This is a genomic window from Erwinia sp. HR93 (assembly GCF_034555055.1).
Lineage (GTDB): Bacteria > Pseudomonadota > Gammaproteobacteria > Enterobacterales > Enterobacteriaceae > Apirhabdus > Apirhabdus apintestini.
Map to the genome: position 1 here is coordinate 872,082 of NZ_JAXUDP010000001.1, position 25,247 is coordinate 897,328.

Here is a 25,247-nt window from a genome sequence, read left to right on the forward strand (position 1 = left end):
TTGCTGAAACTCTCACTTTTATACGGAAACATATGATTTTCTCTTATCTCTGAGGCATTATACGCGCCGCAATTTATGTGACGTGTGAATATCACAATGTGATCCCGGACACATAATTTAGCGATCAAAGTTGCGCATTCTACGCGAGTAGATAAAGTTATCCGCCATAAAAAAGCGTGTTCTACGCGTGTAGATAATTAGCGTTCGATTTTTTTTAGTAGTGTTCAACACTAGGGAGCTTCTCCTTATGAGCATCGATAATTCTCCAGAATCGGTGGGCAACGCGTCGCAAGCGGCGCAGGAACGTCTGACTACCGAGGAAGGGAAACGAGAATTCTGGCGTGCCACTGTCTCCTGCTGGCTTGGGACGACAATGGAATATGCAGACTTTGCGCTGTATGGCCTGGCCGCCGGTATTATCTTTGGCGATGTTTTTTTTTCCGGAAGCAACGCCGGTTATGGCGTTGCTTTCTAGTTTTGCCGCCTGGTCTGTCGGGTTTATCGCCCGTCCTATCGGCGCGTTGCTATTTGGCCGCATTGGCGATCGCTATGGGCGCAAAGTCGTCATGGTCATTACCGTAGCGCTAATGGGGCTTTCCACCACGCTTATTGGCTTAATTCCCGGCTATGCGACAATTGGCGTTTGGGCGCCGGCCTGCCTGGTAATCCTGCGCTTTTCGCAGGGGCTTGGCGCGGGCGCGGAGCTTTCAGGCGGTACCGTTATGCTGGGGGAATATGCACCGGTAAAACGTCGTGGGCTGGTTTCGTCCGTTATCGCGCTTGGCTCTAACAGCGGCACGCTTCTGGCATCGCTGGTATGGCTACTGGTGCTACAACTGGATAAAGAAAGCCTGATGAGCTGGGGCTGGCGCATTCCGTTCCTCTGTAGCTGTCTGATAGCGTTTGCCGCACTGATTATCCGTCGACATATTCGTGAAACGCCGGTCTTTGAGCGCCAGAAAGCCCTTGTTGAAGCCCAGCGCCAGGAGGCTATGCAGCGCGGGCTGGCACAGCAGCAGCGGGATACCCGCAGCTTCTGGCGCCGTACTCGCGCTTTCTGGACCATGGTGGGGCTGCGTATTGGTGAAAACGGACCGTCTTATTTGGCCCAGGGTTTTATCATCGGCTATGTAGCAAAAGTGCTAATGGTCGACAAATCCGTGCCAACGACCGCGGTATTTATCGCATCGCTGCTGGGTTTTGCGGTGATCCCATTAGCAGGTTGGTTATCAGATCGTTTCGGAAGGCGCATCACCTATCGCTGGTTTTGCCTGCTGTTAATAATCTATGCGTTCCCTGCATTTATGCTGCTGGATTCGCGCGAGCCGTGGATTGTGATTTCGACCATTGTGGTGGGAATGTCGCTGGCGTCCCTCGGTATTTTCGGCGTACAGGCGGCCTGGGGCGTTGAACTGTTCGGCGTGACGAACCGCTACACGAAAATGGCGTTCGCGAAGGAGCTGGGGTCTATACTGTCCGGCGGCACCGCGCCGCTTGTGGCCGCCGCGTTACTCTCTTTTGCCGGGCACTGGTGGCCAATTGCGCTTTATTTCGCTTTGATGGCCGGTATTGGCCTGATAACTACCTTCTTCGCTCCGGAAACGCGCGGGCGCGATCTAAACCTTCCTGAAGACGCCGTTTAACGTTATTTGGATTGTTTGAGGGATTTTTGCGACGTAGCGCGCTACGCTAAAGAGCAAAAATCCCTTCTTTGTTATGTATCAGCCAGGCAGGTAATAAGTAGTGTCTTAATTCCGCTCACGGCGCGTCACTCGCACTGATGTCGCGCGCGAAGCCGGCACATCGGTGGCGGTAGTCAGCTATGTTATCAATAACGGGCCGAGACCCGTGGCACCAGCTACGCGGGAGCGAGTGCTGGCTGCAATTGAAAAGACCGGTTATCGCCCTAACGGCATAGCACGTGCCCTGGCATCAGGATCGACCCAAACCTATGGGCTGGTGGTGCCGGACATCTCTAATCCTTTTATTTCCTCAATGGCGCGTGCTTTACAACAGGAAGCGTTTGCCGATGGAAAAGTGCTGCTTCTGGGCGACGCCGGCGACGATCGCAACCGCGAGCGGGAACTGATTAATAATCTCCTGCTTCGTCAGGTGGATGGGCTGATTTACACCAGCGTAGACAGGCGGCCCCATCTCGATTTAATTCAGGCCAGCGCTACGCCCTGCGTGATGATAGATAACGTACCGGACTCTTTAAACGTATGCTCGATTCAGGTTAACGAACAGCAGGCGGCTTATCAGGCGACGCGGCATTTAGTGGAGCATGGCTATCGGGATATCGCGGTGATTTGCGGTCCGCTGACCATGTTGAATACGCTGGACCGTTTGTGCGGATGGCGGCGTGCATTACAGGAAGCCGCACTGAACGTTAAGGATGAATGGGTTTTTTCAACCGATTATACCCGTGCCGGTGGCTATGCCGCCGCGCTACAAATGCTGCAAGGGCCTCTGCCGCGCGCCCTTTTTGCCACCAATGAACAACAGGCATTGGGCTGTATTCGCGCGCTGTCCGAGCACGGCCTGCGCGTGCCGGAAGATGTCGCGCTGGTGTGTTTTAACGGTACTCAGGCATCGCATTTCAGCGTCCCGTCATTAACGGCGGTGCGTCAGCCGGTGGAGCGCATGGCGAAAGCGGCGATAGCGATGCTGAGAACATGGAATGGCGATGTACGTCACGATGAATTTGCCTTTGAGCTGCAACCGGGAGAATCCTGTGGTTGCGGCACTCGCGGCGCTAAAAGCTGAAGTGGATTATGCGTGTAATTATTGATTGCGATCCGGGCAACGGAATTCCCGGAGCAAATGTAGATGACGGTCTCGCGCTAGCGTTAGCGCTGGCGGCTCCGCAAATTAACCTTGAACTGATTACCACCGTTGCCGGGAATACATCCTGCGATGTGGGTTATACCGTGGCCTGCGATTTAGTTCGCCGCTTGGGGGCTAAGGTGCCAGTGGCTCGCGGAGCCTCCAGCGCATTGCTGGAACCCTCCTCCGTGTGGCGCACGCGTCTGGACAGCGCGGTTGATGCCAAAGGGCTGCGCGAATTGTGGCAAGGGGTGCGTGAGCCGAAGCGCGTGGCGATGCCATCGCCGCTGGCGCCTTATGCGATGGGCGAGCTCATTTGCCAGAATCCCGGGGAAATAACTCTGATCGCGATTGGGCCTCTGACCAACGTAGCGATGGCGATGCGGCTATTTCCTGAAATGGCGAGCGCCGTAAAACGTATTGTGATTATGGGCGGTGTATTTAATGTGCCGGGCTATCTGAAAGACACCAACTTTGGGTTAGACCCAGAGGCGGCGCATATTGTATTAACCAGTGGTGCTCCGGTAACGCTGGCGCCGCTGGATGTCACCACTCGCACGCAGCTGGTGCATGCCGATCTGGACGCGCTTGCTGCGGTAGAAACGCCGTATACCCGCTATCTGGAGCAGACGATGCGCCCGTGGCTCAATTACTCGATGCGCACCCGCAAATTACCGGGATGCTGGATCCATGATGCGCTGACCGTAGCCTGGCTTCTCGAACCCTCATTATGTGAAAGCGAAGAAGACTATCTCGATGTCGCGCTGGAAGGCATCGCGCGCGGGATGACCTGCCGGTACGGGCATCTGCGACTCGATATCGGCATTAAACAGCCGCACGGCGCGCCGGTGCAAATTTTGACCCGCGTTGATAATGCGCGGCTGCTGGCTTTGTTAACGCGATATTTGCAAAACCCCGGGCAATAAGCGGTGAGGCCGTGTAATGACGTATCGCGCGCTGGCGCAATACGTCAGCAGAGGCGAGTAACTCTTTTTACTCTGGGGCATGCGCCGCCGCGTTAAAAGGCAGCTTTAATGGATGAATGCACGCATCAACCACCGTCGGCGGATGCCTGCTACGGAGCCTTTGCTCTATACCGTGGCAGAGCGACAAAAAAAGGCCGGGTCTTTTCGAATGCTCATCAAGTAATGCGCCAGCATGCGATAGCGGCTGGCGCATACGGGTTAGAACAGCACCGAGTAATTAACGCCAAAGGTGCGCCCGCGGCCTTTATAAGTATATAAATCCGGCGAGCCGTAGGTCGGGCTATACAGCCCCGGCGCCCGCTGCCCCCATACTGTGGTGTACTCTTTATCCAGCACGTTTTCCACGCTGAGGCTTAATTTACCCACCGGCAGCGCATAGCTTCCCAGCACGTCGACGGTGTTATAGCCGCTAATTTTTTTACCATCAGCATCGGATACATCAAAGGTTTGGGTACTTTGTACCCGCAGGTTCCAGTTGCCGGGCGCCCAGGCTACCCAGGCGCTGGTTTTGGACGGGCTGGCGCTATCCACGGTCAGCTTTTCCCACTTGCCGTCCTGCCGGGTCTGGGACTTAATTAAATTCAGGTTGGCACCGGCGCTCCAGTCGCTGTCGCTGAAGAAATAGTCAACCTGGCCTTCCAGCCCGTAAATACGCCGCTTATCGTCATCCAGCGCAATGGTCATATCGCTTTTATTGATATTGATGGTCTTGTCCGATAACGAATAGTAGGCCGCCAGTTGGGTACGTAAGTTATCGCCGGTATAGCGCCACCCCAGCTCCCATGAGTTAACTTTGATCCCGTCGAGTCTGGAGTCATTGACATTCACGCTGTCAACCAGCCGGTAATGTCCATTTTCAAGCTGGTAGTTGCCCGCGCCGTAATATTTGGCTAAATCAGGAATTTCGAATCCCTGTGAAAAGTTAAACCACAGCTGCTGGCGCTCGGTCAATCGCCCCAGTACTCCCGCGTTGAACAGGAAGTTACGGTAATCCGTTTTCCCACCCGGTACCGCATCCGCTGAAGTCGCTTTCCCGGTGGCAATTCCCTGCTGTTGCGCATAGCCTACAAAATCCTCGACCTTATTTTCCGTATACTGATAGCGCACGCCGCCGCTAAACGTTATTGCATCGAGATCGTAGCTCGCCTGTAAGAATGGGGCGAGATTGGTAACGCTATAGCCGGGATAGCGTCCCACTTTATATGCGTTATCGAGCTGCATGCCGCCGCTTTGCGCCGCATTATCCAAATCGAAAAATTGCTGGTTAGCGTCAAACTTTTCATGATCGACATCAACGCCCCAGGTCAGGCCGAGATTATCGAGCGGCTTGCTATTAAGCGTGAGTTTACCGCCGTAAAAGTCGGTCTTTTGCTGCGAGGCACCGATGCTGGTGACAACGCCTTTCGACAGCGTCGGGAAGGGGTAAAAAGAGAGGCTCTCGTCGCGGTAGTAAATTTGAGCTACCAGATCCTGGCCCCAGAAATCCGTATTCGAATACTGCAAATTGAGCAGATGGCGGCGGGTGCCGGGCAGTCTGTCTGCGTCCAGGTTGCCCTGGTTTCTGGCGCGGCCTGCGCCGGTTACCGCCGAGAAGTCCTTGCCGAGATACAGGCCGTGCCGGCCATCAGATTCACTATTGTAATACTGTGCGGTAAGCTGAAGTTGCTGATGTGCGTCGATATTCAGCGTGCCGGTACCCATCACGTCGATACGGTCAGAGTACTGTAGGCCGGTCTGAGTGTTATCAATAATTGAAGCGTCACCGTTGCCGTCGTACCAGCCGCCATAGCGCTGATAGGCTACCGACAGCCGCCCGGATGCGGTGTCATTGCCGCCGCCGATCGCTGCCGCGACATTTTCATCGCGATCGTCGCTGTTGTTGAACCCGCTTTTACCGCCGAGTTGAAATTCAACTTCGCGCTCAGGGTGCCCTTTCTTCGTGACAATATTGATAAGCCCACCGGTGCTGCCGCCGCCGTACAGAGAGGTCGCGCCGGAAATTACCTCGACCCGCTCGATATTAAAGGGATCGATAGCGTCAAGCTGGCGGCTATCGCTGCGCGATGAATTCAGGCGCACGCCGTCGACCATGACCATCATCGAACGGCCACGCATGTTCATCCCGTAGTTGGTGCGACCCTGGCTGCTGACATCCATCCCGGGGATCAGTTGCGCCAGTACGTCTTTTAACTCTTTCCCACCCTGAACCTGCTGTTCGATTTCCTGCTGTTCAATCACCCACGTGGTTTGGGCCATATCCGCCACGCTGCGGTGGGCGCGGCTCGCGGAGACCACCAGCTGTTCTTCTTTTCCATCATTCGCCCATGCGCCGGAAGAGAGCATTGCCAGTAAGCACGGATTTAAAACCCAAAAATAAGAACGTTTCATTGTTGTTATGTTTCCAGTATCTAATGGTTGCTATCAGTTTGGCGCGCGCTCCATCGGCGAAGGCGCGTGATTTAGGGCCGCACGCTGGCCGGTGTGCATAAAAGGCTATATGTCGCATTCCCACGCATCGCGCTGCACTTCAGTAACGGGCGATGTGCTACGGCTTTTCGTTGACGCCAGTATTCACCGCCGCGTTTGGTGATAAGACGCTTTTACGGGGCAGCCCGTCTTTGCTATGTTGTGCGCGTCCATTCCGGGCGTGAAACTCCGCTGCGCGTATCGCCGGAGAGAGCTGGCGCGTTTGGCTCCGCTGGGCGGGCAGGCGCGGCGTTCTGTTCCGGACAGCTACGCCAGTGAATAATGCCGGGCGTAGTCGCGATATCGAACGGCTTATCGGGATGCGCGGCATTGAGGATCCGCGCCGCGCGCCACGCCATTAAACTAAGCTGCGGCTCGGCTATTCCCAGGCTGTGCATACCCGCATTGACGGCGAACAGGCGGTTTGCCGCCGGGCCGTCCCACGCGAGCGTGAAATCAGTATTCATACTGAACTCACCGTTTTCCTCAGACCTGATTCGGGCTGCAAGCGGCGCGAGAAACTCAGGTTGCGATGTGCGATAGCCGGTGGCAAATATCACAATGTCGCTCTCCAGGTGCTCTTCTCCGCCGTCGAGATGGTGTTGCAGCGTTAGGCGCTGTGAGCTGCCGACGTTGCGCAGATGCGTTACCGAGCGCGAGGGCATAAGCTGCGCCCAGGGCGTTTCACGCAGTACGTCAAAACGGTGATACAGCTCGCGATAAATCGTCAGCAGCGCTTCGGCGGTAATCCCGTCCGAGGTCATTTTCTGTTCAGCCAGCAGGCGTCGGCGCGCGTCGGCATTCAGCGTGGCGAAGCTTTCCAAATAATCAGGGGTAAAATATTCATTGGCGAAGGCTGCCTCATCCAGCGCGTTGTAATTATTACGGCGCGATACCCAGTCCAGGCGGGCAGGCTGCCCCCATTCGCTGCGGAAAATATTTAGAAACAGGTCGGCACCGCTCTGGCCACCGCCAACCACTGTAACGCGCTTGCCTTCTAGCGACGGCGCGCGCAGCGCCATTTCGCTGGCATGGAAGCAGCTATCGCTCTGCTGCATAACGCAGGCGGGCAGGTTTATCTGTTTGCCGATACCAATACATAAATGGCGGGCGCGAAAACGGGCGCGCTGGGTCTCGATATCAAATACCCCCGCCTCGTCATTAAAGCTGACCCGCTGCACTGCGCTATTAAACGCCAGATTATCCAGGCGCTCTGCGGCCCAGCCAAGGTAGTCGGCAAATTCTTCGCGCGAGACGGCGCGCTGCTCGGTGGTGAGAAAGCGGTAAAACTTTTTATGCTGCACCAGATAATTTAAAAAACTGTGGCGGCTGGTGGGGGCCACCGCGCTTACCAGGTCTTTTAAAAAACAGGTTTGCATAGCGCAGTCAGGCACCATCATGCCCGGATGCCAGGAAAATCGAGGCTTACGTTCAAGAAACAGCGTACTAAAGCCGGGCAGTCCTTCGGCCAGCGCGGCAATACTCAGGTTAAACGGGCCAATACCAATGCCGATAAAATCGTAAGTTTTCATTGAGCGGACTCCCGGGTCGCCAGATAGAGCGGGTTGTCGAGATCGGTAAGATAGTTGGGCAGCATGCGGCTGCCGCCATCCTGTTCAGAAAAGGTCAGTTTGACCGGGTTTAAGATCACGCGAATAATCTGTGGCTTAAACAGGTCGAAAAGAGCAAAACGCCGGGCCATTTGGGGATGCTGTGCCATATAGTCGCGCAATACCGCCGCCAGCAGCTGGTAAAACTGGGTTTCATCAATACCGCACTGCAGGGTCAGGCGTGAAATAAACCGCAGTACCGTGACGAAATGCCCGGTTTGCAAGTCGTGAATCAAGTAATCGGCGCTCAGGCGCGCGGTGACCGCCTTCACTTCATCGGGCAGCGTGGCCGTCTCCGGGAAATCACTGTCGATCAGCCGCATATCGCCCTGAAAATCTTTCATCAGAATGCGCTGCGGCACGCCGTCTTTCATCACCAGCGTAATGTTCTGACCGTGGGCAATTAACGCCACGCCGTAGCGGCACAGCAGGTGATAAAACGGGATAACCACCGCCTGAAACAGGCGCGTCAGCCAGACCGATGCTTCCAGCCCTGAGCGTGCGATCCAGGCCGCAATCAGCGGTACGCCGTCGTTATCACATTCCATCAGTGCCGCCATCAGTATCGCCTGCTCGCCTTGTCGTAAATAGCGGGCGGGACTTTCACGCCAAATGACGCCGAACATTTCCTGAAAGCGGTACGGGGCAGAGGGTAGCGCCGCGTAGCCGGTATGCGTCACATAACCCGCTGCCGGCTCGCCCAGGATCTGCGCGCCGCAGCGCCGCAGCGTATCGTCCTGCGCGAACTGCTGCTGCAGCCAGCGGGAAGCCAGCGGCCCGGCGGCAATATATTTCCCGGGGATCCCGCGATAGCACGAGGTGTTATAAATGGTGAGCGGCAGTTTAATATCAAAATCTGCCCGGCGGCTGGCGTTGGTCAGGGTGCGCAGCGACTGCTGCGCCAGCCAGGCGTCGCCAAATTCACCCATATCGACAATGTCTGCGCGCGCGAGCTGCGGGAAAAAGTGTATCGCAATTTTCTGCTGCCACTGCCACGGATGCAGCGGCACCGGGATCCAGCCATCGTCCAGGTTGAGCGCCTGCCAGTGCTGCTGGAAACGGCGATATTCATCGGCGTCCAGCGCGCTCAACAGCAGCGTTTCTATCGTGCACGATGGGTCACAGCGCCAGGTCATTATTTCGCGCCGCACCGCCACCCAGCGCAGGCGAAAGCGGCCCCGGTATTCCGGGGCATACTGGCGCAGCGCGTCCAGACCCCAGCCGCGGCGCCCTTTATTGAAGATAAATTTGGGGTGCCCGCTTAACAGACACTGCAGTTCGTCCGGATCCAGCGCGATAAGCGCCTCTGCGGCCAGGCCTTCCCGAGCTTCCAATAGCCGGATATCTCCGCGCAGCGTGGCGTACAAATCTTCAAGGTGCTCTGCGGTTTGCGCGTCCGTCATTTCCAGCACTGAGGCTAACTGGCGCAGCACGCACTCCGCTTCCGGTGCGCGACCATCGTCGGCAGCGATGCTATCAGGCTCGATATGCAGCCAACCCCAAATCCCGCGCCGGGCCGTGAAGCGCCAGACCGTTGATCCCAGTGCGATTTGCCAGCGCCCGGCGGCGGTTTCCCGGGCCGTGAGCGCCCGCTCGTATTCCAGCTCGGCAAGGATTTTAGCCACCATCTCACGATTAACCCGACTCCAGTATTGCGACATCACAGCGCCACCTCACGGAAGAAACGATCGCGCTGGCTGATAACCAGCCGCGAGCGCTTATGGGGAAAGTCGAACTCTTTTTCTGTGCTAAAACCGGCTTCCGGTAAATGGCGGAACAGCCGCTGATTATCGAAGCACGGCTCGGCGACCAGGCGCCCGGTGCGCGGTTCGTCCAGCCACAGATAATGGCTCAGGCCGCGCAGCCAGCTACGAATATACGGCGCGCCGCGCCAGCGTTCTTCGCCTACCAGCATATGCAGCCCGCGATCGAAAGGCTGCCAGCGATAGTGGCGGCCAATTCTGTCTTCCGCCGTCCAGTACACTTCAAAATAGCCGAACGGTTCATTGTCGAAACAGCCGATGAGCGGATACGCATGGGCGAGATCCAATTGTCGCCGCAGGTAGTTTTCCTGTGCTTCCTGCGGTCCGGCCATTTCCCAAAAGGCGTTAACGCGCGGCGTATTCATCCAGCGGGTAAAGCGCTCCGCGTCCTGGCGGAGGTCCACTACGCGCAGACTGAACGTGCGTTTAATTCGCGCATCGTAGCGACGATAAACCTCGCCCTCCGGGCGCGGAGGGCGGCGGGGATGATAAAGCTGGCGTTCGGCTTCCCAAACCATCGTTTCGCCGGCGGCGGTGCGCCCGCCGCGTAGCCAAAGCGGTAGCTGCCAGAAGGTTTCGCGCGCCAGATAATCGCTTTGCGCCAGGGTAAATAACGGCTGCGCCTGGGCGTTATCCTGCCAGAGCCGCCAGGGAAGCGTTATGCCGGTAAGCGCGGGGGCCGCAATGAACAGTTGATCCAGTGCTTCAACCAGCCAGCCGTCGGGCAGGGCGGTTAGCGGCGGCAGGATGGCGCTGCCGTCCAGGCCCAGCCGTAGCGGCAGCGGCGCGTTAAGGCGTGCGCAGCGAAAGCCGCCGGCATCATGAACAATAGAAGCGACGGGCATCATGCGTCAGCCTCCTGATAAAAGGGGTTAGCAAAATCGAAGTAAATGGTGGCCGGATCGGCAAGGGTGTTTTCGTTACAGTCGTTGAGGTAACAAAAGAAATTGCCTTTGCAGTTCCAGCTCGGGCTGTCGAGTACGTAATCGAGGCAGCGCGTGTTGCGCACCCGCAGGCGCAACTGTATGAGGGCATCGCGCACCTGCGCTATCAGCGCGTCTTCCTGCGCAAACCCCGCTGCGCCGAGGGCGGCGGTGACTGCAAGTGTTGAATTCACCAGTAGATAGTAGGGGAAGTAGCGCAGTAGCTGGTTTTCCGTAAAGCGGTTCTCCGCTTCCTGCTCACCCTGCTGCGCCAGCCAGTCGTGCGCCGTATCGGTAAAGGCGCTGCCCTGGCAGTCGCGATACAGCATGCCCACCGGCAGATCTTCATGCATTTCCACCAGGATATTCTGCTGATGCGCCAGCAGGACCAGCCCGTAATCGGCCTCGGCGCTGAACAGCGGCAGTAGTACGCGCTGGCAATAGGCCTGCACCCAGCAGCGCGCCGCCTGAGCGAGAGGCAGATTCAGGCGCTGGCTGAGGCGCCTTACCGCCGCCGCCAGCAGGCTGTCGCCGCCGTCCGGCGCTGCCTGAGTCAGGCTCACCAGCACGTTGGTTTGGGTATCCGGGGTGGCATGCAGGAGATTGACGCGCAGCGCCATCAGACTCTCTTCTTCTATATCGCCGTTCAGATTGCGCAGCGCCACCCAGCCATCTTCCTGCATCACGCGCAGCGTCGGATGCTGCGCCTGCAGGGTTTGCCACGTGGGCGTTTGCGCCATCTTCGCCAGGCGGATGCCGCGCTTCACTTCTTTGACGGACAGCGTGCGCACGGAATTGGTCAGGCGAACGCTGAGCGAAAATTTGATCATATCGTCGCTGCATTCGCAGTAGAGAGAACGTGAAGAGCTGGTAGGCAGCCAGGCGGCGCCGGCTTCGCCAAGACAGGCGAGCATGCCGCGCTGCTCCAGCGCCTGACACCACGGCTGTGCGAGCAGATATTGCGCCTGCCAGGGATGCATCGGTATCAGCCAGCGCCGATCGGTAAAGTGCTCCAGTAAGCCGGGAGCGCTCTGGGCGGCAAAGCGCAGTAAGCGCGCGCGCAGCGGTAGCTGCAGGCTTTCTCCGGCAATGTACTGTTTATCGACGGCAAACCAGCGCAGGGGAAAGCGAGAGGCGAAGTCCGGCAGGTAGCGCCGCGCTTCGGCGTCGCTGAACGGTTCGTGAGATTTCGGCGCCGGGTGAAAGGCGTGCCCGACCAGCAGCGCCTGTTCCGCTTCAGCGAAATTGAGTGCGTGCGTGCGCAGCTCGTGCCAGCGGTGGCGCAGAGATATCGCCTGCCAGGTATGGGCGTGACTTTGATAAACCCGCTGTGTGAAGCGGGCGATAACGTCATCGGGTAGATTCATTCGAACATTGGGCTTAGTCAGAATCAGCGCCGTCATACGCTGGAAATCCAGCGTTTCGCTGCGGTCTGCCCGGGCGCCGATCGCGCGTGCGGGAAAGTGATAGTGATGGTGCCCGGTGGGGGAAAAATAGCGTACACCAATACGCAGCGCGCCGTTGGCAGGTAAGGGAATATGGATTTCAGCGATGGAATTATCGGCGGTGGCGGGAATATATTGCCAGTCATGGGTTTCACGCAGCAGGGCGTTGAGGAAACACTGGGCCGCGACGTCCACGTTTGCAGTAGGGGTTGGAATACTCATAGAGCAAAGCTTATCCATAATTGATAATGATTATCGTTATGATAGAGATTTCATTTACACTGGCAATACTTTTTGCGATATTAATTTTCACTAAATTAATATTTCCCCACATTTATTGACGGTATATTCACGATTTATGGGCATTTCCTCTGAAACAGCGCGCGTTGTACAACCGGTTAAATCAAGCTGGACGCTGGCGCTGTGCGCTGGATTGATGGGCGTCGGGCAAAATGGCCTGCTGGTAATGCTGCCGCAGCTCGTTACTGCCACCCACTTATCGCTTTCAGTGTGGGCCGGATTGCTGACACTTGGTTCCATGCTGTTTTTGCCCGCTTCGCCGTGGTGGGGGCGGCAGATAGAAGTGCGCGGCGGCAAATTTGTCGTGCTGGCGGCGCTAGGCGGTTATCTGAGTAGCTTTGCCATAATGGCGCTCGCCGTATGGGGCGTGGCGGGCGGCTACCTGCCGGTTTCGTGGGGATTCGCCGGGCTCATTGCCTCACGGCTGCTGTATGGACTCACCGTTTCCGGAATGGTGCCTGCCGCGCAAACCTGGGCCATGCAGCGCGCCGGTGCGGCGCATCGTATGGCGGCGCTGGCGACGATAAGCACTGGCTTAAGCTGCGGGCGCCTGCTGGGGCCGCCGCTGGCGGCGGCGGCGCTAAGCCTGAACCCGCTGGCCCCGCTGTGGCTCATGGCCTGCGCGCCGCTGCTGGCCCTGCTGCTGATTGTGCGTCAACCCGACGCTGCGCCGCTGCCCCCGACGGCGACGCAGGCGGTGCGCCTGCAGCTATCCATGCTGCCTTATTTACTGCTGGCTCTGCTACTGGCGGCCTGCATCAGCCTGATGCAGTTAGGGCTGGCGCCGGCGCTGAAGCCGATGCTGGCGCAGCACCCAACGCAGGTGAGCCATCACGTTGCGCTGTTATTAAGTCTGGCTGCCGCCAGCACGCTGTTAGCGCAGTTTGTGGTAGTGCGTCCGCAGCGGCTCGGCGCGCAGGCGCTGGTCTGCGTGGCCGCGCTGGCGATGGCGGGCGGGCTTGCGGTGATGAACGGCGACAGTCCGGCAATGATGTATGCCGGTATCGCAATAACGACCTTTGGTGCGGCAATGGCGACGCCGGGCTATCAGTTACTGCTAAACGACCGGTTAACGACGGGGAAAGGCGCGGGCGCTATTGCGACCAGCCACACGCTTGGCTATGGTGCCAGCGCGCTGCTGGTGCCGGTTATTACCGGTTATTACGGGGAGCAGTATTTACTAAGTGCCGCACTGGTTATTGCGCTCTGTTTCCTGGCGCTGTGCGGCGGATTATGGCTGCAAAGCCCGCGGCAGGAGAGGCAATAATGGCAACGGGCTATCGGATTTTTAATGTAACGCTGGCGCGCCGCGTTGCCATCACACCTTCGCTCTTACGCTGCGTATTTAGCGGCGAAGAGGTGGCATTGATGAAGCGAGAAGCGCCGGATCAGCGGATTAAATTACTTTTTCCCGCCCGTGAAGGGACAGAGACCGCTATGCCAGTGAGCGATGACTGGTATCAGCAATATCGGGCGCTATCGAAGGACATTCGGCCGATAATGCGCACTTATACGCTGCGCGCGCTGCGCCCGCGCGAGCAGGAAATAGATGTGGAGTTTGCGCTACACGGCATGACCGGCCCGGCTTCGCGCTGGGCGCAGACCGCCCGGCCGGGCAGCCGCCTGCAGATTGTGGCACCAAACGGGCTGGTGGAACAGGATAGCGGCGGCTATGAATGGCCCGAAGCGCTGTCGCCCCGGCGCGTATTACTGATTGCCGATGAGACGGCGCTGCCGGCGGCGATGGGCATTCTCGAACAACTGGCGCGCTGCGCGCAGCCGCCTTCGGTTCAGGCGTTTTTTGACGTGCCGCTGCGGGCGGATGAACAGCCGACAGGCTGCGCCGGCGCGCAGGTTCACTGGATTCACCGGGAACGCGACACCGTGCGCGGCGAAGGATTACTGAACGCGGTGCGGCGCCACGTGGATATCCCCGCCTGTGCGCGTAGAGACGGCCAGCAAATCAGTGAGTCTTTCGATGAAGAGACGCGACTTTGGACGCGTGCCGGGCATCCGCGCGAATTTAGCGCCTGGGTGGCGGGAGAATCCTCCACCGTGAAGCGCCTGCGTCGCTGCCTGCTGGATGAGTATCATCTGGACAGTTCGGCGGCCAGTTTCATGGCGTACTGGGCGCAGGGGAAAGCGGGGTAATGCGCAGTTATCTCATTACCTGACGGCGCCGTACACCGGACTATAATACCCGCTGAGCCAAAGAGTGATAAATCCTGGCGAGAGGTTTAACGGGGTGAGAGAGGGGAGATGCGCCTGTCTGGTTATGTTTGAGGCGACGCGTTAGCGGTGAAGCCATGAGCGGCGGGCGAATAAGATAAATTCTCAGGCCGACGGCGTCGGCCTGAGAAATACCGCGCGTTAGCGCATGGTGACGAACTCTTCCGCGCCGGTTGGGTGGATGGCAACCGTATTATCGAAATCCTGCTTCGTGGCCCCCATTTTCAGCGCCACGGCAAAACCCTGCAGCATTTCATCTACGCCAAAACCGATGCCGTGGATCCCGACTATCTTCTCTTCTTTACCGACGCAGACCAGCTTCATGCGGCACGGCTGGCGATGGGACGTTACGGCGGTATACATTGCCGTGAATGACGAGGTATAAACTTTTACCGCATCGTCGCCGAATTTTTCCCTGGCCTGCGGTTCGCTCAGGCCGACGGTGCCAATCGGCGGATGGCTGAAGACCACGGTGGGCACGTTGCTGTAATCAAGACGTTCATCCGGCTTATTGTTAAACAGGCGCTCCGAGAGGCGGCGACCGGCGGCGACGGCGACCGGCGTCAGTTCGATATGGCCGGTGTTATCGCCTACCGCGTACAGCCCCTTAACGCCGGTATTTTGCCACTTATCGACGATGATATAGCCTTTTTCATCCCGCTCGACGCCCGTTGCTTCCAGATTCAGGTTGTCGGTGGCCGGTTCGCGCCCAATGGCCCAAATCAGGCAGTCCACGGTTTGCGTGCGGCCATCTTCCAGCGTTAGCGTCAGGCTGCCATCGTCATTTTTGGTTACTGATTGGGGCACCGCGTGGGTATGAAGATGCGGCCCTTCTGCATTCATCACTTCCACCAGAGTATCGACCAATAGCGGGTCAAAACTGCGCAGCGGCGCGTGTTTACGTACGAAGAGATGCGCTTCGGCGCCAAGGCCGTGAATGACGCCCGCCAGTTCGACGGCGATATAGCCCGCGCCGACAACCGCGACGCGCTGCGGCAGGTTCGGCAGTGCGAAGAAACCATCGGAATCGATGCCATATTCTGCGCCGGGAATGTGTGGATGGCTGGGGCGCCCGCCGGTGGCTATCAGGATGTGATCGGCGCTGATGGACTCGCCGTTCACCTCAACGGTATGGGCATCGATAAAACGCGCGAAGCCGTGGATAACGTCGACGCTATTTTTGCCCAGCACATTGTTGTAAGAGGTGTGGATGCGGTCAATGTAGGCGGTGCGGCTGGCGACCAGGCGCGCCCAGTCCAGGCGGTTAAGCGTGACGTCAAACCCGTAGTCTGGTCCGTAGTGACGAATGGCTTCTGAAATCTGCGCCGCATACCACATCACTTTTTTCGGCACGCAGCCGACGTTGACACAGGTGCCGCCTAGCGCACTGGCTTCTATCAGGGCGCATTTCTTACCGTACATCGCCGCGCGATTGATGGATGCGATACCGCCGCTGCCGCCGCCTATCGCAATATAGTCGTAATGTTTCGTCATGGCCGTTACCTTGTGTGTTTCGCCGATAGCGCGTGCGCCGCCGGTGGTTAATGTATGGCGCACCCGCAGCGCGCCGTGCAATGCAAAGAAATTTAATGTTTGCTGTGGCTATATTATTCCGGAACTAGCCACGAAAGCGTGGCGTGGCCGGTGCCGGTGGGCACCAGCTTGCGGTGTAGCCAGGGCAGTACGTTTGCCATCTGCTGTTCCAGCTTCCACGGCGGATTAATGACTATCATGCCGGAGGCGGTCATGCCGCGCCGATCGCTGTCGGGGCGCACCGCCAGTTCGATTTGCAGGATGCGACGAATGCCGGTGGCTTCCAGCGCGTGAAGCGTGCGTTTGATTTGCTGGCGCATCACCACCGGGTACCACAGCGCGTAAACGCCGGTCGCAAAGCGCTTATATCCTTCATGAATACCGTCCGCCACCGCCTGGTAGTCAGTTTTCATTTCATAGGGTGGGTCTATCAGAATTAAACCGCGGCGCGATGGCGGCGGCAGTTTGGCTTTAAGTTGTTGATAGCCGTCAGCGCGCTCTATCCGGGCGCGCTCGTCTTTCTGGAACTCGGCGCGCAGCAGCGGGAAATCGCTGGAATGCAGTTCCGTAAGCTGTAATTTGTCGTGCGGGCGCAGTAGATGGCGCGCAATGAGCGGTGAACCGGGATAGTACAGCAGTTGAGACTGACGATTGTAGGCCGCGACGGCGCTAAGGTACGGTTCCAGCTCCGCTGGCGTATCATCCTGCTGCCAAATCCTGGCAATGCCTTCCAGATATTCGCCGGTGCGCTCCGCATGCGGGCTGGTAAGCTGGTAACGTCCGGCGCCTGCGTGAGTATCCATATACAGAAAGGGTTTTTCTTTCTCTTTGAGCGCTTCAATGATCAGGCTCTGGACGGTATGTTTCAGAACATCGGCGTGGTTGCCGGCGTGGAAGCTGTGGCGATAACTGAGCATGCGGGCTGGATTTCCCAATAGTGAAGATCAAACAACGTATGCCGCCAGTATATCGTAAAGTCACGGTTTACGGCATGTATGGCGTCCGGGCATTGAAATCTGGCGTATCCGCCCTCATGCTACAGGGTATTGTCGCTTGCATGATGCGCTAAACCCATAACTCTTCAGGACCGAACCTATGACAAATCCATTACTGTCTTCATTTACGCTGCCGCCATTTTCTGCAATTAAGCCTGAGCACGTGGTACCCGCGATGACCGAGGCGCTGCAGGCGTGTCGGGAGGCGGTGGAACGCGTAGTGGCGCAGGGTGGCCCTTATACATGGGAAAATCTGTGCCAGCCGCTGGCGGAGGTCGATGACCGTCTGGGGCGTATTTTTTCCCCAATAAGCCACCTGAATTCCGTGAAAAATAGCCCAGAACTGCGCGAGGCCTATGAACAGACGCTGCCGCTATTATCAGAATACAGCACGTGGGTTGGCCAGCACGCCGGGCTGTATCAGGCGTATCGCAGCCTGCGCGACGGTGAAGCCTATTCCACGCTGGATACCGCACAGAAAAAGGCGGTAGATAACGCTCTGCGTGATTTTGATCTGTCCGGGATTGGCCTGGCGCCGGAAAAGCAGAAGCGCTATGGCGAAATTGCCGCTCGCCTGTCTGAGCTTGGTTCAACGTTTAGCAATCACGTGCTGGACGCTACCATGGGCTGGTCGAAATTAATTACCGATGAGTCGGAACTGTCCGGCATGCCGGAAAGCGCGCTGGCCGCGGCTAAAGCGCAGGCCGAGGCCAAACAGCAAACGGGCTGGCTGCTGACGCTGGATATTCCAAGCTATTTGCCGGTCATGACCTATTGCGATAATCAGGCGCTGCGTGAAGAAATGTATCGCGCTTACAGCACCCGCGCTTCCGATCAGGGGCCGAACGCCGGTAAATGGGACAATAGCCCGGTAATGGCAGAGATTCTGGCGCTGCGTCATGAACTGGCCCAACTGCTGGGCTTTGGCAATTATGCCGAGCAGTCGCTGGCGACCAAAATGGCGGAAAACAGCGGTCAGGTGCTCGATTTCTTAACCGATCTTGCAAAGCGCGCTCGTCCTCAGGGTGAAGAAGAGCTGGCGGCACTGCGCGCTTTCGCTCAGGCCGAGTACGGTGTGAGCGAACTGCAGCCTTGGGATATCGCCTGGTATAGCGAAAAACAAAAGCAGCATCTTTACAGCATTAGTGATGAACAGCTTCGCCCTTATTTCCCGGAAGACCGCGTTGTCGGCGGGCTGTTTGAAGTCGTAAATCGTATCTACGGTATTACGGCAAAAGAGCGTCGCGATATTGACGTCTGGCATCCAGAGGTGCGTTTCTTTGAGCTATTTGATGCCGACGGCTCGCTGCGCGGCAGTTTTTATCTCGATCTGTATGCGCGTGAGCACAAGCGCGGCGGCGCGTGGATGGATGACTGCGTAGGGCAAATGCGCCGGGCGGACGGCTCGTTGCAAAAGCCGGTCGCTTACCTGACCTGTAACTTTAACCGCCCGGTTAACGGTAAACCGGCGCTGTTCACGCACGATGAAGTCACCACGCTATTCCATGAGTTTGGACACGGGCTGCATCATATGCTGACGCGCATTGAGGCAGCGGGCGTAACGGGCATTAACGGGGTACCGTGGGACGCGGTGGAGCTGCCGAGCCAATTTATGGAAAACTGGTGCTGGGAGCCAGAAGCGCTGGCGTTTATCTCCGGCCATTATGAAACCGGTGAGCCGCTGCCGCAGGCGCTGTTAGATAAAATGCTGGCAGCGAAGAATTATCAGGCGGCCATGTTTATTCTGCGTCAGCTGGAATTCGGTCTGTTCGACTTCCGCCTGCATGCGGAGTTCGATCCGGCTCAGGATGTGAAGATTCTGGAGACGCTGCGCGAAGTGAAAAGCCAGGTCGCCGTGATCCCCGGGCCGTCCTGGGGCCGTTTCCCGCACGCTTTCAGTCATATTTTCGCAGGCGGCTATGCGGCGGGTTATTACAGCTACCTGTGGGCCGATGTTCTGGCGGCAGATGCCTATTCGCGCTTCGAAGAAGAAGGCATATTCAACCGGGAAACCGGCCTGTCGTTCCTGGATAATATTCTAAGCCGCGGCGGTTCCGAAGAACCGATGACGCTGTTTAAACGTTTCCGTGGCCGCGAGCCGAAGCTGGATGCAATGCTGGCGCACTATGGCATTAAGGGTTAACGCCCGGGTGAAAATCTGTCTTATCGATGAATCAGGCGCCGGTAACGGAGCCTTATCCGTTCTGGCGCAGCGCCAGGGGCTGGAGCATGCGTTGGATGCGCCGCTGGCGTTGGTGCGCACTGAGCGGCACCTTGAGCTGCGCAAGCGCGATGAGCCGAAACTGGGCGGAATCTTTGTCGATTTTGTCGGCGGAGCGATGGCGCACCGGCGCAAATTTGGCGGCGGTCGCGGCGAGGCGGTGGCAAAGGCGGTGGGGGTTAAGAGCGGCTATTTGCCGGACGTGGTCGATGCCACTGCCGGACTGGGGCGCGATGCATTTGTGCTGGCTTCCATTGGCTGCCGGGTTCGGATGATTGAGCGCCATCCCGTGGTGGCGATGCTGTTGGAAGACGGGCTGCGGCGTGCCTATGACGATGTGGATATCGGTGGCTGGCTGCGGGAGCGGCTAACGCTGGTGCAGGCTTCCAGCCTGATCGCGCTGGATGAACTACGCCCGCGCCCGCAGGTGGTCTATCTCGACCCCATGTTTCCCCATCGTCAGAAAAGCGCGTTAGTGAAAAAAGAGATGCGGGTGTTTCAGGCGCTGGTTGGCGCGGATGAAGATGCTGACGGTTTGCTGGCACCGGCGCGGCGTTTAGCCACGAAGCGCGTTGTGGTGAAGCGCCCTGATTATGCGCCGCCGCTGGCTGGCATAGAAACGCAGTCGGCGATTGTTACCAAAAGCCATCGCTTTGATATTTATCCGGGGACGCCGGCGTAGTCGATTTATTTGTGATACGACGCCGCACCAATAATTCTTGCGGCGTTCGTTTTTCTCCTTTCGTTATTATCGCTGCCCGCATCGCAGCAGGGCCCCTGCCTGAATACAATAAATCGACAGGCTGCCGGGCAGGCTTTTGGCTGGCATTAAGCATCACGCATTTGTTAAAAAATAGCCGTGCAGTGGTAAGGGAATGATTTCTGCCAGCTTGCAGACCGTGTTAAGCGACCAAAGGCAACGTTCGGTACCGATCGGGTTGGCGACAGGGCGCTTACTGCTGATGGGATTCGGTGGTTAGCCACCGTGGAAAGAGTGCATCAGGAGCCCATTGTATTCACGCCGCGATTAGCGAATTGAAAACTGCCATACGTAGCCAGGCGCGTTGAAGAGGTGCGGGATGGATGGAGTTTGGCCCTTTTTGTAAAAAAGAGCTAGGTGCTTATTCATGAGGTGCAGGATTACTCTTCTTCTTCATCGCGCAGTGGGACAATTAGCATGTCGACGTGGACGGTATTGATAAGCTGTCGGGCGGAAGACATCAATTTGCTCCAGAAATCCTGATGGTGGCCGCACACCACGAGATCCATATCGTATTTTTTAATCGCATCGACCAGTACCTGGCCCAAATCACCGCTGCCGCTAAGCGTTTCAGCGATGGGATAGCCCGCGTTGGTTGACAGCTCGCTGAGCGCGCTGTGGGTTTCCTCAGAGATGCGCTTTTGCATGTCGCCCAGGTTAACGTCAATAAGCCCGGTATAGAGATCGGAGTAATTGACATCAACATGGATCAGCGAAATTTTCGCGTTGTAAGGACGCGCCATTGAAACTGCTTTATCGACCAGGGTTTTACTTTCCGGGGATAAATCGACTGCGATCAAAATGTGTTGATAAGCCATAGTGTTACTCCTTCCATAAGATGTCTGGTATCGGATATGGGAGAGCGTAACTATCTGCCGCTCTCTGTATATCCGCATCCTGCGTGTGGCATGCAGGAGAGCCTGGTCCAGCGTAAGGACTTAAATTATAGATGGTATTTGTACTCTGCGACGTTACCAGGGTCAATGTTTTCGCCCTTTAATACCGTTGATATCACGCGCGATCCCGGCATCGTATTTAACGATGTGGTAAAAAAAGAGTGAAATCTCCTACACTCTTAAAATATCCCTTGTGAAGGGCGATAAACGCGACATATTCAGGTATTGCCTTTTGCTCAACCGAACCCGGGCTGCATGTGAATGGCCCGGACATGGCTTTCTGGGCAGGCTTATAGGGGAATAGACATGATTAGCACCACTGCGCTGTTTTGGGCTTTATGTATTGTCTGTGTCATTAATATGGCGCGTTATTTCTCCTCACTGCGGGCGCTGCTGGTCGTGCTGCGAGGCTGCGACCCGCTTTTGTACCAGTACGTGGACGGTGGCGGTTTTTTCACCTCACACGGTCAGCCCGTCAAACAGATGCGCCTGGTACGCTATATCTACGCGCAGCGCTATCGTAGCCATCATGATGATGAGTTTATTCGCCGCTGTGAGCGGGTTAGGCGTCAGTTTATTTTGTCCAGCGCGCTGTGCGGGCTGGTGATAGTGAGTCTGATTGCGCTACTTGTCTGGCATTAACCGACGCGTCTCTGCCATGGATGCACGCTGCGTAAATTATCGTGCCGTCGATATCCTGCTTCCGGTGTCAGGAAAGCGCGCTGCTTCTGTCGTTAAGTTTGCCGCGCTGAAAGCACCAGTCTCCTGTCCCCGGGAGAAAATGGTCCAAACGGGTTTGACGCTAACAATAAAAAACCACCTGCATAGCAGGCGGTTTTTAGAGCCCCCTGGGGGCGTACCAGATCCTTTAAAAAAGTCTCTGCCAGTCTTATGAGATTTAAACCCCAAAACAACAGGGCAGAGTCAAAACCTGTTGATGACCACGCCCGTAGAATGTGGTTTCCAGTTGGCAATAAAAAAACGGGCCGCAGAGCGGCCCGTTTTAGACAGAGTAAGCACAGAAACGCCGTTAAATAAACTGCAGCGTCAGCCAATACAGCCCGCCGGATAGCGCGATAGCCGCCGGTAATGTAAACACCCAGGCCATTAAAATATTGGTCACGGTTTTCCGCTGTAGCCCACCGCCATCTACCAGCATGGTTCCCGCCACGGACGATGAAAGTACGTGCGTAGTAGAAACCGGCATTCCGGTGTAGCTGGCGATGCCTATCGAGACGGCAGCCGTCATTTGTGCGGACATCCCTTGCGCATAAGTCATTCCTTTTTTACCAATCTTCTCGCCAATGGTTGTCGCCACGCGGCGCCAGCCAATCATGGTGCCTACGCCGAGTGCAAGTGCAACGGCCATAATTATCCAGACAGGCGCGTATTCGATGGTAAATAACAGGTCGCTTTTCAGCTCTTTCAGGTAGCGTTTATCTTCCGATTTCGTTTCCGGAAGGCTGGCCGCTTTATCTGCGGTATCAGAGATACACAGTAACAAACGGCGCATGTGCGCACGCTGATCGGACGACAATGCATTGTAGTTATTGAGGCCAGCCAGCATCTGTTTTGCGCTATTGAGTGCCATTGCGGCGCGGCTGGCATCGCAGTGGAACTCTTTCGGCTTGTTCGCATCGTTTTCTTCAGGCGTTGGAATGCCTGAAGCGATATCAACCACGTGTTTGAGCGCATCGCTGTGCTGCTGGAAATATTGCTCAATGTGATTGATTGCGTCGCGGGTACGCGCAATGTCATAGCCCGTTGCGTTCATATTCACGACGAAACCTGCAGGCGCTACGCCAATCAGTACCAGCATGATGAGACCAATGCCTTTTTGCCCGTCATTGGCGCCGTGCGAGAAACTGACGCCGATCGCCGAAACGATCAGCGCGATACGCGTCCAAAACGGCGGTTTTTTCTTACCATCTTTCTTTTCGCGTTCAGCGGGCGTGAGATGAATGCGACGGCGTTTTTTGGTGCCGCTCCAGTAACGCCGCAGCAAGAAAATTACACCGCCTGCGATAGCCAGGCCTACGATAGGTGAAATAATCAGAGAGAGGAAAATATTAATAACTTTCGGGATGTTCAGTGCCTCAATAACGGAGGTGCCGGTCATCAAAGCATTGGTAAGCCCAATCCCGATAATTGCGCCGATAAGCGTGTGAGAACTGGAGGCCGGCAGGCCAAAATACCAAGTGCCGAGGTTCCAGATGATAGCCGCCAGTAGCATAGAAAACACCATGGCGAGGCCGTGCGCAGACCCCACGTTGAGCAGCAGATCCGTGGGCAGCATATGCACAATGGTATAGGCGACGCTTAAACCCCCCAGCAATACGCCAAAAAAGTTAAATGCCGCAGCCATCGCCACCGCTAACTGCGATTTCATCGCACGGGTGTAGATAACCGTCGCTACTGCGTTTGCCGTATCGTGAAAGCCATTAATGGCTTCATAGAATAAAACAAATCCCAGTGCGAGTAACAACAACAATCCGGTATGAAAATCCAGGCCGGTAAATAGATGTAGCATAGACGTTACGCCATTTGTTTGGACATGAACGCGGCGCATTATCGGGGACTTTCGCGGCGCGGGCAAAGTGAAATGTTTACTTTTTTAACTTTAGTTGGCGCTTTTTAATTATGCCTGCCTATTTATTCTTTATTTTTCAGTTTATTAGTCATCTATTTGATTTTCCTTCTGGTGTGACCAGAGTGCAATCTTTACAATCTGTGCGTATTGAAAGAATGGAGAAAGCGGCGTGAAGACGTTTGATGCGGTGATTATCGGGGCCGGCGCAGCCGGGTTGTTTTGCGCCGCTCAGGCGGGGCAGCGCGGGCTGCGGGTGTTGGTGGTGGATAACGGTAAAAAGCCGGGGCGTAAGATTCTTATGTCGGGCGGCGGGCGCTGTAATTTTACCAATATGCACGTTGAACCCGCGGCATACCTGAGCGGTAATCCTCATTTTTGCAAATCTGCGCTCGCGCGCTATACCCAGTGGGATTTTCTCGACCTGGTCGGGCGTTACCAGATAGCCTGGCATGAAAAGACGCTTGGGCAGCTTTTTTGCGATGATTCCGCCCAGCAAATCGTGGATATGCTATTGGCGGAGTGTGAGGTCGGTGGCGTTGAGCTGCGCCTGCGCAGTGAAATTATCGCGGTAACGCGTGCGGATGAGGGCTATACGCTCACATTAAATGGCGATGAAGTAAGCGCTCGCTCACTTGTTATCGCTAGCGGTGGGCTGTCGATGCCCGGCCTTGGCGCGACGCCATTTGGTTATCAGGTGGCGGAACAGTTCGGCATTCCTGTAATACCCACCCGGGCCGGTCTGGTGCCCTTTACACTGCATAAACCGCAACTGACGCAGCTGCAGACGCTGGCCGGCGTTTCCGTTGCCGCTACCGTCAGCGCGGAAGACGGCACGCTGTTTCGTGAAAATGTGCTGTTTACGCATCGCGGGCTTTCCGGCCCGGCAATTTTGCAAATATCCAGCTACTGGCGGCCCGGGGAGTGGGTCACGGTGAATTTGCTGCCGGACTGCGATGTTGCGGCGGAACTGGACGCCCAGCGCGCGGCGCATCCCAATCAGAGCCTGAAAAATACGCTGGCGCGCCTCTTGCCGAAAAGGCTGGTGGAAGTCCTGCAGGCCAGCGGAGACGTGCCCGACGTCGCATTGAAGCAGCTAATGCCCCGGCAGCAGCAGGCGCTGGTGCAGCTTTTGCACGGCTGGCGCGTGCAGCCGAATGGAACTGAAGGTTATCGTACCGCAGAGGTAACGCTGGGCGGCGTCGATACCCATGCGCTCTCGTCCCGCACTATGGAGGCGCGACAGGTTCCCGGGCTGTATTTTATCGGTGAAGTGGTTGATGTGACCGGCTGGCTGGGGGGCTATAACTTTCAGTGGGCCTGGAGTTCTGCCTGGGCGTGCGCCCAGGCGCTGGAAGCATCGCTCTGAATAGGCGTTGTATCGTACTCAGCTGGTTTCTGTTGATGTCGGTTACACGGTTAGCGATTCTGCCCGGCGCGGTTCTTCACCGCACAGATGACGGGGAAAGGGTGGGATCTGCTGCGGTTCGGTTCTTGAGTGGTTGCGCCGGTTATTTCAGCCAGCATGGTAGATATCTGGCGGCAGAAGGGGATGGATCTCTGGAAGTCTTCAGTGCTTTATCGGTGCTGGTCTTGGTATGAATTGCAGTTAAAAGCGGTAATTTACTGTGAATGAAAGGTGGAACCCCATTTAAACGGACACATTTATGTCATTTTGAGGCGCTGAAGTCGCGCGTTGAATTGCGT

Annotated in this window: 16 protein-coding genes and 2 pseudogenes; 9 read left to right on the forward strand and 9 right to left on the reverse strand. The window is 56.7% G+C overall.

What is annotated here, in order from left to right; all coding sequences use genetic code 11:
- Positions 1-247: 247 nt before the first annotated feature.
- The 3 genes and pseudogenes from SFA31_RS04135 (at position 248) to SFA31_RS04145 (ending at position 3,752) form a co-directional block, all read left to right on the forward strand.
- Positions 248-1,643 (forward strand): annotated as a pseudogene (locus tag SFA31_RS04135) (MFS transporter).
- A gap of 115 nt (positions 1,644-1,758) precedes the next feature.
- Positions 1,759-2,766: pseudogene (locus SFA31_RS04140) on the forward strand (LacI family DNA-binding transcriptional regulator); the annotation flags it as partial.
- Positions 2,767-2,774: 8 nt separating this feature from the next.
- Entirely contained in the window at positions 2,775-3,752 is a 978-nt protein-coding gene (locus SFA31_RS04145; protein ID WP_322836841.1) for a nucleoside hydrolase, read from the forward strand.
- Between the two features lie 258 nt (positions 3,753-4,010).
- On the opposite strand, the gene SFA31_RS04150 is transcribed toward SFA31_RS04145, so the two are convergent.
- From SFA31_RS04150 to SFA31_RS04170, 5 genes are all read right to left on the reverse strand, one after another.
- Positions 4,011-6,200 carry a TonB-dependent siderophore receptor gene (locus tag SFA31_RS04150; protein ID WP_322836842.1) on the reverse strand — a complete coding sequence of 730 codons (2,190 nt, stop codon included), beginning with the start codon at positions 6,198-6,200 and terminating at the stop codon, positions 4,011-4,013.
- Between the two features lie 233 nt (positions 6,201-6,433).
- Positions 6,434-7,810 (reverse strand): lysine N(6)-hydroxylase/L-ornithine N(5)-oxygenase family protein, encoded by a 1,377-nt coding sequence (locus SFA31_RS04155; RefSeq protein ID WP_322836843.1) that lies wholly within the window; start codon positions 7,808-7,810, stop codon positions 6,434-6,436.
- Positions 7,807-9,549 carry an aerobactin synthase IucC gene (iucC, locus tag SFA31_RS04160; protein ID WP_322836844.1) on the reverse strand — a complete coding sequence of 581 codons (1,743 nt, stop codon included), beginning with the start codon at positions 9,547-9,549 and terminating at the stop codon, positions 7,807-7,809. Before iucC ends, SFA31_RS04155 begins: the two co-directional genes overlap by 4 nt.
- The gene (locus tag SFA31_RS04165) at positions 9,549-10,496 is read right to left on the reverse strand and encodes a GNAT family N-acetyltransferase (protein ID WP_322839284.1); all 948 of its coding nucleotides are present in this window, start codon (positions 10,494-10,496) and stop codon (positions 9,549-9,551) included. Before SFA31_RS04165 ends, iucC begins: the two co-directional genes overlap by 1 nt.
- The gene (locus tag SFA31_RS04170; RefSeq protein ID WP_322836845.1) at positions 10,496-12,241 is read right to left on the reverse strand and encodes an IucA/IucC family protein; all 1,746 of its coding nucleotides are present in this window, start codon (positions 12,239-12,241) and stop codon (positions 10,496-10,498) included. Before SFA31_RS04170 ends, SFA31_RS04165 begins: the two co-directional genes overlap by 1 nt.
- A 136-nt stretch (positions 12,242-12,377) precedes the next feature.
- Between SFA31_RS04170 and SFA31_RS04175 the strand changes: the two genes are divergently transcribed.
- Together SFA31_RS04175 and SFA31_RS04180 are read left to right on the forward strand one after the other, a co-directional pair.
- Positions 12,378-13,586 (forward strand): MFS transporter, encoded by a 1,209-nt coding sequence (locus SFA31_RS04175; RefSeq protein ID WP_322836846.1) that lies wholly within the window; start codon positions 12,378-12,380, stop codon positions 13,584-13,586.
- Positions 13,586-14,470 carry a siderophore-interacting protein gene (locus tag SFA31_RS04180; RefSeq protein ID WP_322836847.1) on the forward strand — a complete coding sequence of 295 codons (885 nt, stop codon included), beginning with the start codon at positions 13,586-13,588 and terminating at the stop codon, positions 14,468-14,470. Before SFA31_RS04175 ends, SFA31_RS04180 begins: the two co-directional genes overlap by 1 nt.
- Before the next feature lie 219 nt (positions 14,471-14,689).
- Here SFA31_RS04180 and gorA read toward each other — a convergent pair whose 3' ends face one another.
- On the reverse strand, positions 14,690-16,042 hold the full coding sequence (gene gorA / locus SFA31_RS04185; RefSeq protein WP_322839285.1) for a glutathione-disulfide reductase: 1,353 nt from the start codon (positions 16,040-16,042) through the stop codon (positions 14,690-14,692).
- A 113-nt stretch (positions 16,043-16,155) separates the two neighbouring features.
- The gene (locus SFA31_RS04190) at positions 16,156-16,998 is read right to left on the reverse strand and encodes a 23S rRNA (adenine(2030)-N(6))-methyltransferase RlmJ (protein ID WP_322836848.1); all 843 of its coding nucleotides are present in this window, start codon (positions 16,996-16,998) and stop codon (positions 16,156-16,158) included.
- A 178-nt stretch (positions 16,999-17,176) separates the two neighbouring features.
- Here SFA31_RS04190 and prlC point away from each other — a divergent pair, with 178 nt between their 5' ends.
- Entirely contained in the window at positions 17,177-19,219 is a 2,043-nt protein-coding gene (gene prlC / locus SFA31_RS04195) for an oligopeptidase A (protein ID WP_322836849.1), read from the forward strand.
- Positions 19,220-19,226: 7 nt separating this feature from the next.
- Positions 19,227-19,979 (forward strand): 16S rRNA (guanine(1516)-N(2))-methyltransferase RsmJ, encoded by a 753-nt coding sequence (rsmJ, locus tag SFA31_RS04200; RefSeq protein WP_322839286.1) that lies wholly within the window; start codon positions 19,227-19,229, stop codon positions 19,977-19,979.
- 458 nt (positions 19,980-20,437) lie between these two features.
- On the opposite strand, the gene uspA is transcribed toward rsmJ, so the two are convergent.
- Entirely contained in the window at positions 20,438-20,875 is a 438-nt protein-coding gene (gene uspA, locus SFA31_RS04205; RefSeq protein ID WP_322836850.1) for a universal stress protein UspA, read from the reverse strand.
- Positions 20,876-21,259: 384 nt separating this feature from the next.
- Here uspA and uspB point away from each other — a divergent pair, with 384 nt between their 5' ends.
- On the forward strand, positions 21,260-21,595 hold the full coding sequence (gene uspB, locus SFA31_RS04210; protein ID WP_322836851.1) for a universal stress protein UspB: 336 nt from the start codon (positions 21,260-21,262) through the stop codon (positions 21,593-21,595).
- 388 nt (positions 21,596-21,983) lie between these two features.
- Here the strand turns inward: uspB and pitA are convergent, their stop codons facing one another.
- Entirely contained in the window at positions 21,984-23,483 is a 1,500-nt protein-coding gene (pitA, locus tag SFA31_RS04215) for an inorganic phosphate transporter PitA (protein WP_322836852.1), read from the reverse strand.
- A 229-nt stretch (positions 23,484-23,712) separates the two neighbouring features.
- Here pitA and SFA31_RS04220 point away from each other — a divergent pair, with 229 nt between their 5' ends.
- On the forward strand, positions 23,713-24,909 hold the full coding sequence (locus tag SFA31_RS04220) for an NAD(P)/FAD-dependent oxidoreductase (protein WP_322836853.1): 1,197 nt from the start codon (positions 23,713-23,715) through the stop codon (positions 24,907-24,909).
- The last annotated feature ends 338 nt before the right edge of the window (positions 24,910-25,247 follow it).

Excerpts from the sequence above, each read along its gene's own strand:
- SFA31_RS04145 (WP_322836841.1), top strand. The coding sequence starts at position 2,775 with ATGCGTGTAATTATTGATTGCGATCCGGGCAACGGAATTCCCGGAGCA.
- SFA31_RS04150 (WP_322836842.1), bottom strand. The coding sequence starts at position 6,200 with ATGAAACGTTCTTATTTTTGGGTTTTAAATCCGTGCTTACTGGCAATG.
- SFA31_RS04155 (WP_322836843.1), bottom strand. The coding sequence starts at position 7,810 with ATGAAAACTTACGATTTTATCGGCATTGGTATTGGCCCGTTTAACCTG.
- iucC (WP_322836844.1), bottom strand. The coding sequence starts at position 9,549 with ATGTCGCAATACTGGAGTCGGGTTAATCGTGAGATGGTGGCTAAAATC.
- SFA31_RS04165 (WP_322839284.1), bottom strand. The coding sequence starts at position 10,496 with ATGCCCGTCGCTTCTATTGTTCATGATGCCGGCGGCTTTCGCTGCGCA.
- SFA31_RS04170 (WP_322836845.1), bottom strand. The coding sequence starts at position 12,241 with ATGAGTATTCCAACCCCTACTGCAAACGTGGACGTCGCGGCCCAGTGT.
- SFA31_RS04175 (WP_322836846.1), top strand. The coding sequence starts at position 12,378 with ATGGGCATTTCCTCTGAAACAGCGCGCGTTGTACAACCGGTTAAATCA.
- SFA31_RS04180 (WP_322836847.1), top strand. The coding sequence starts at position 13,586 with ATGGCAACGGGCTATCGGATTTTTAATGTAACGCTGGCGCGCCGCGTT.
- gorA (WP_322839285.1), bottom strand. The coding sequence starts at position 16,042 with ATGACGAAACATTACGACTATATTGCGATAGGCGGCGGCAGCGGCGGT.
- SFA31_RS04190 (WP_322836848.1), bottom strand. The coding sequence starts at position 16,998 with ATGCTCAGTTATCGCCACAGCTTCCACGCCGGCAACCACGCCGATGTT.
- prlC (WP_322836849.1), top strand. The coding sequence starts at position 17,177 with ATGACAAATCCATTACTGTCTTCATTTACGCTGCCGCCATTTTCTGCA.
- uspA (WP_322836850.1), bottom strand. The coding sequence starts at position 20,875 with ATGGCTTATCAACACATTTTGATCGCAGTCGATTTATCCCCGGAAAGT.
- uspB (WP_322836851.1), top strand. The coding sequence starts at position 21,260 with ATGATTAGCACCACTGCGCTGTTTTGGGCTTTATGTATTGTCTGTGTC.
- pitA (WP_322836852.1), bottom strand. The coding sequence starts at position 23,483 with ATGCTACATCTATTTACCGGCCTGGATTTTCATACCGGATTGTTGTTG.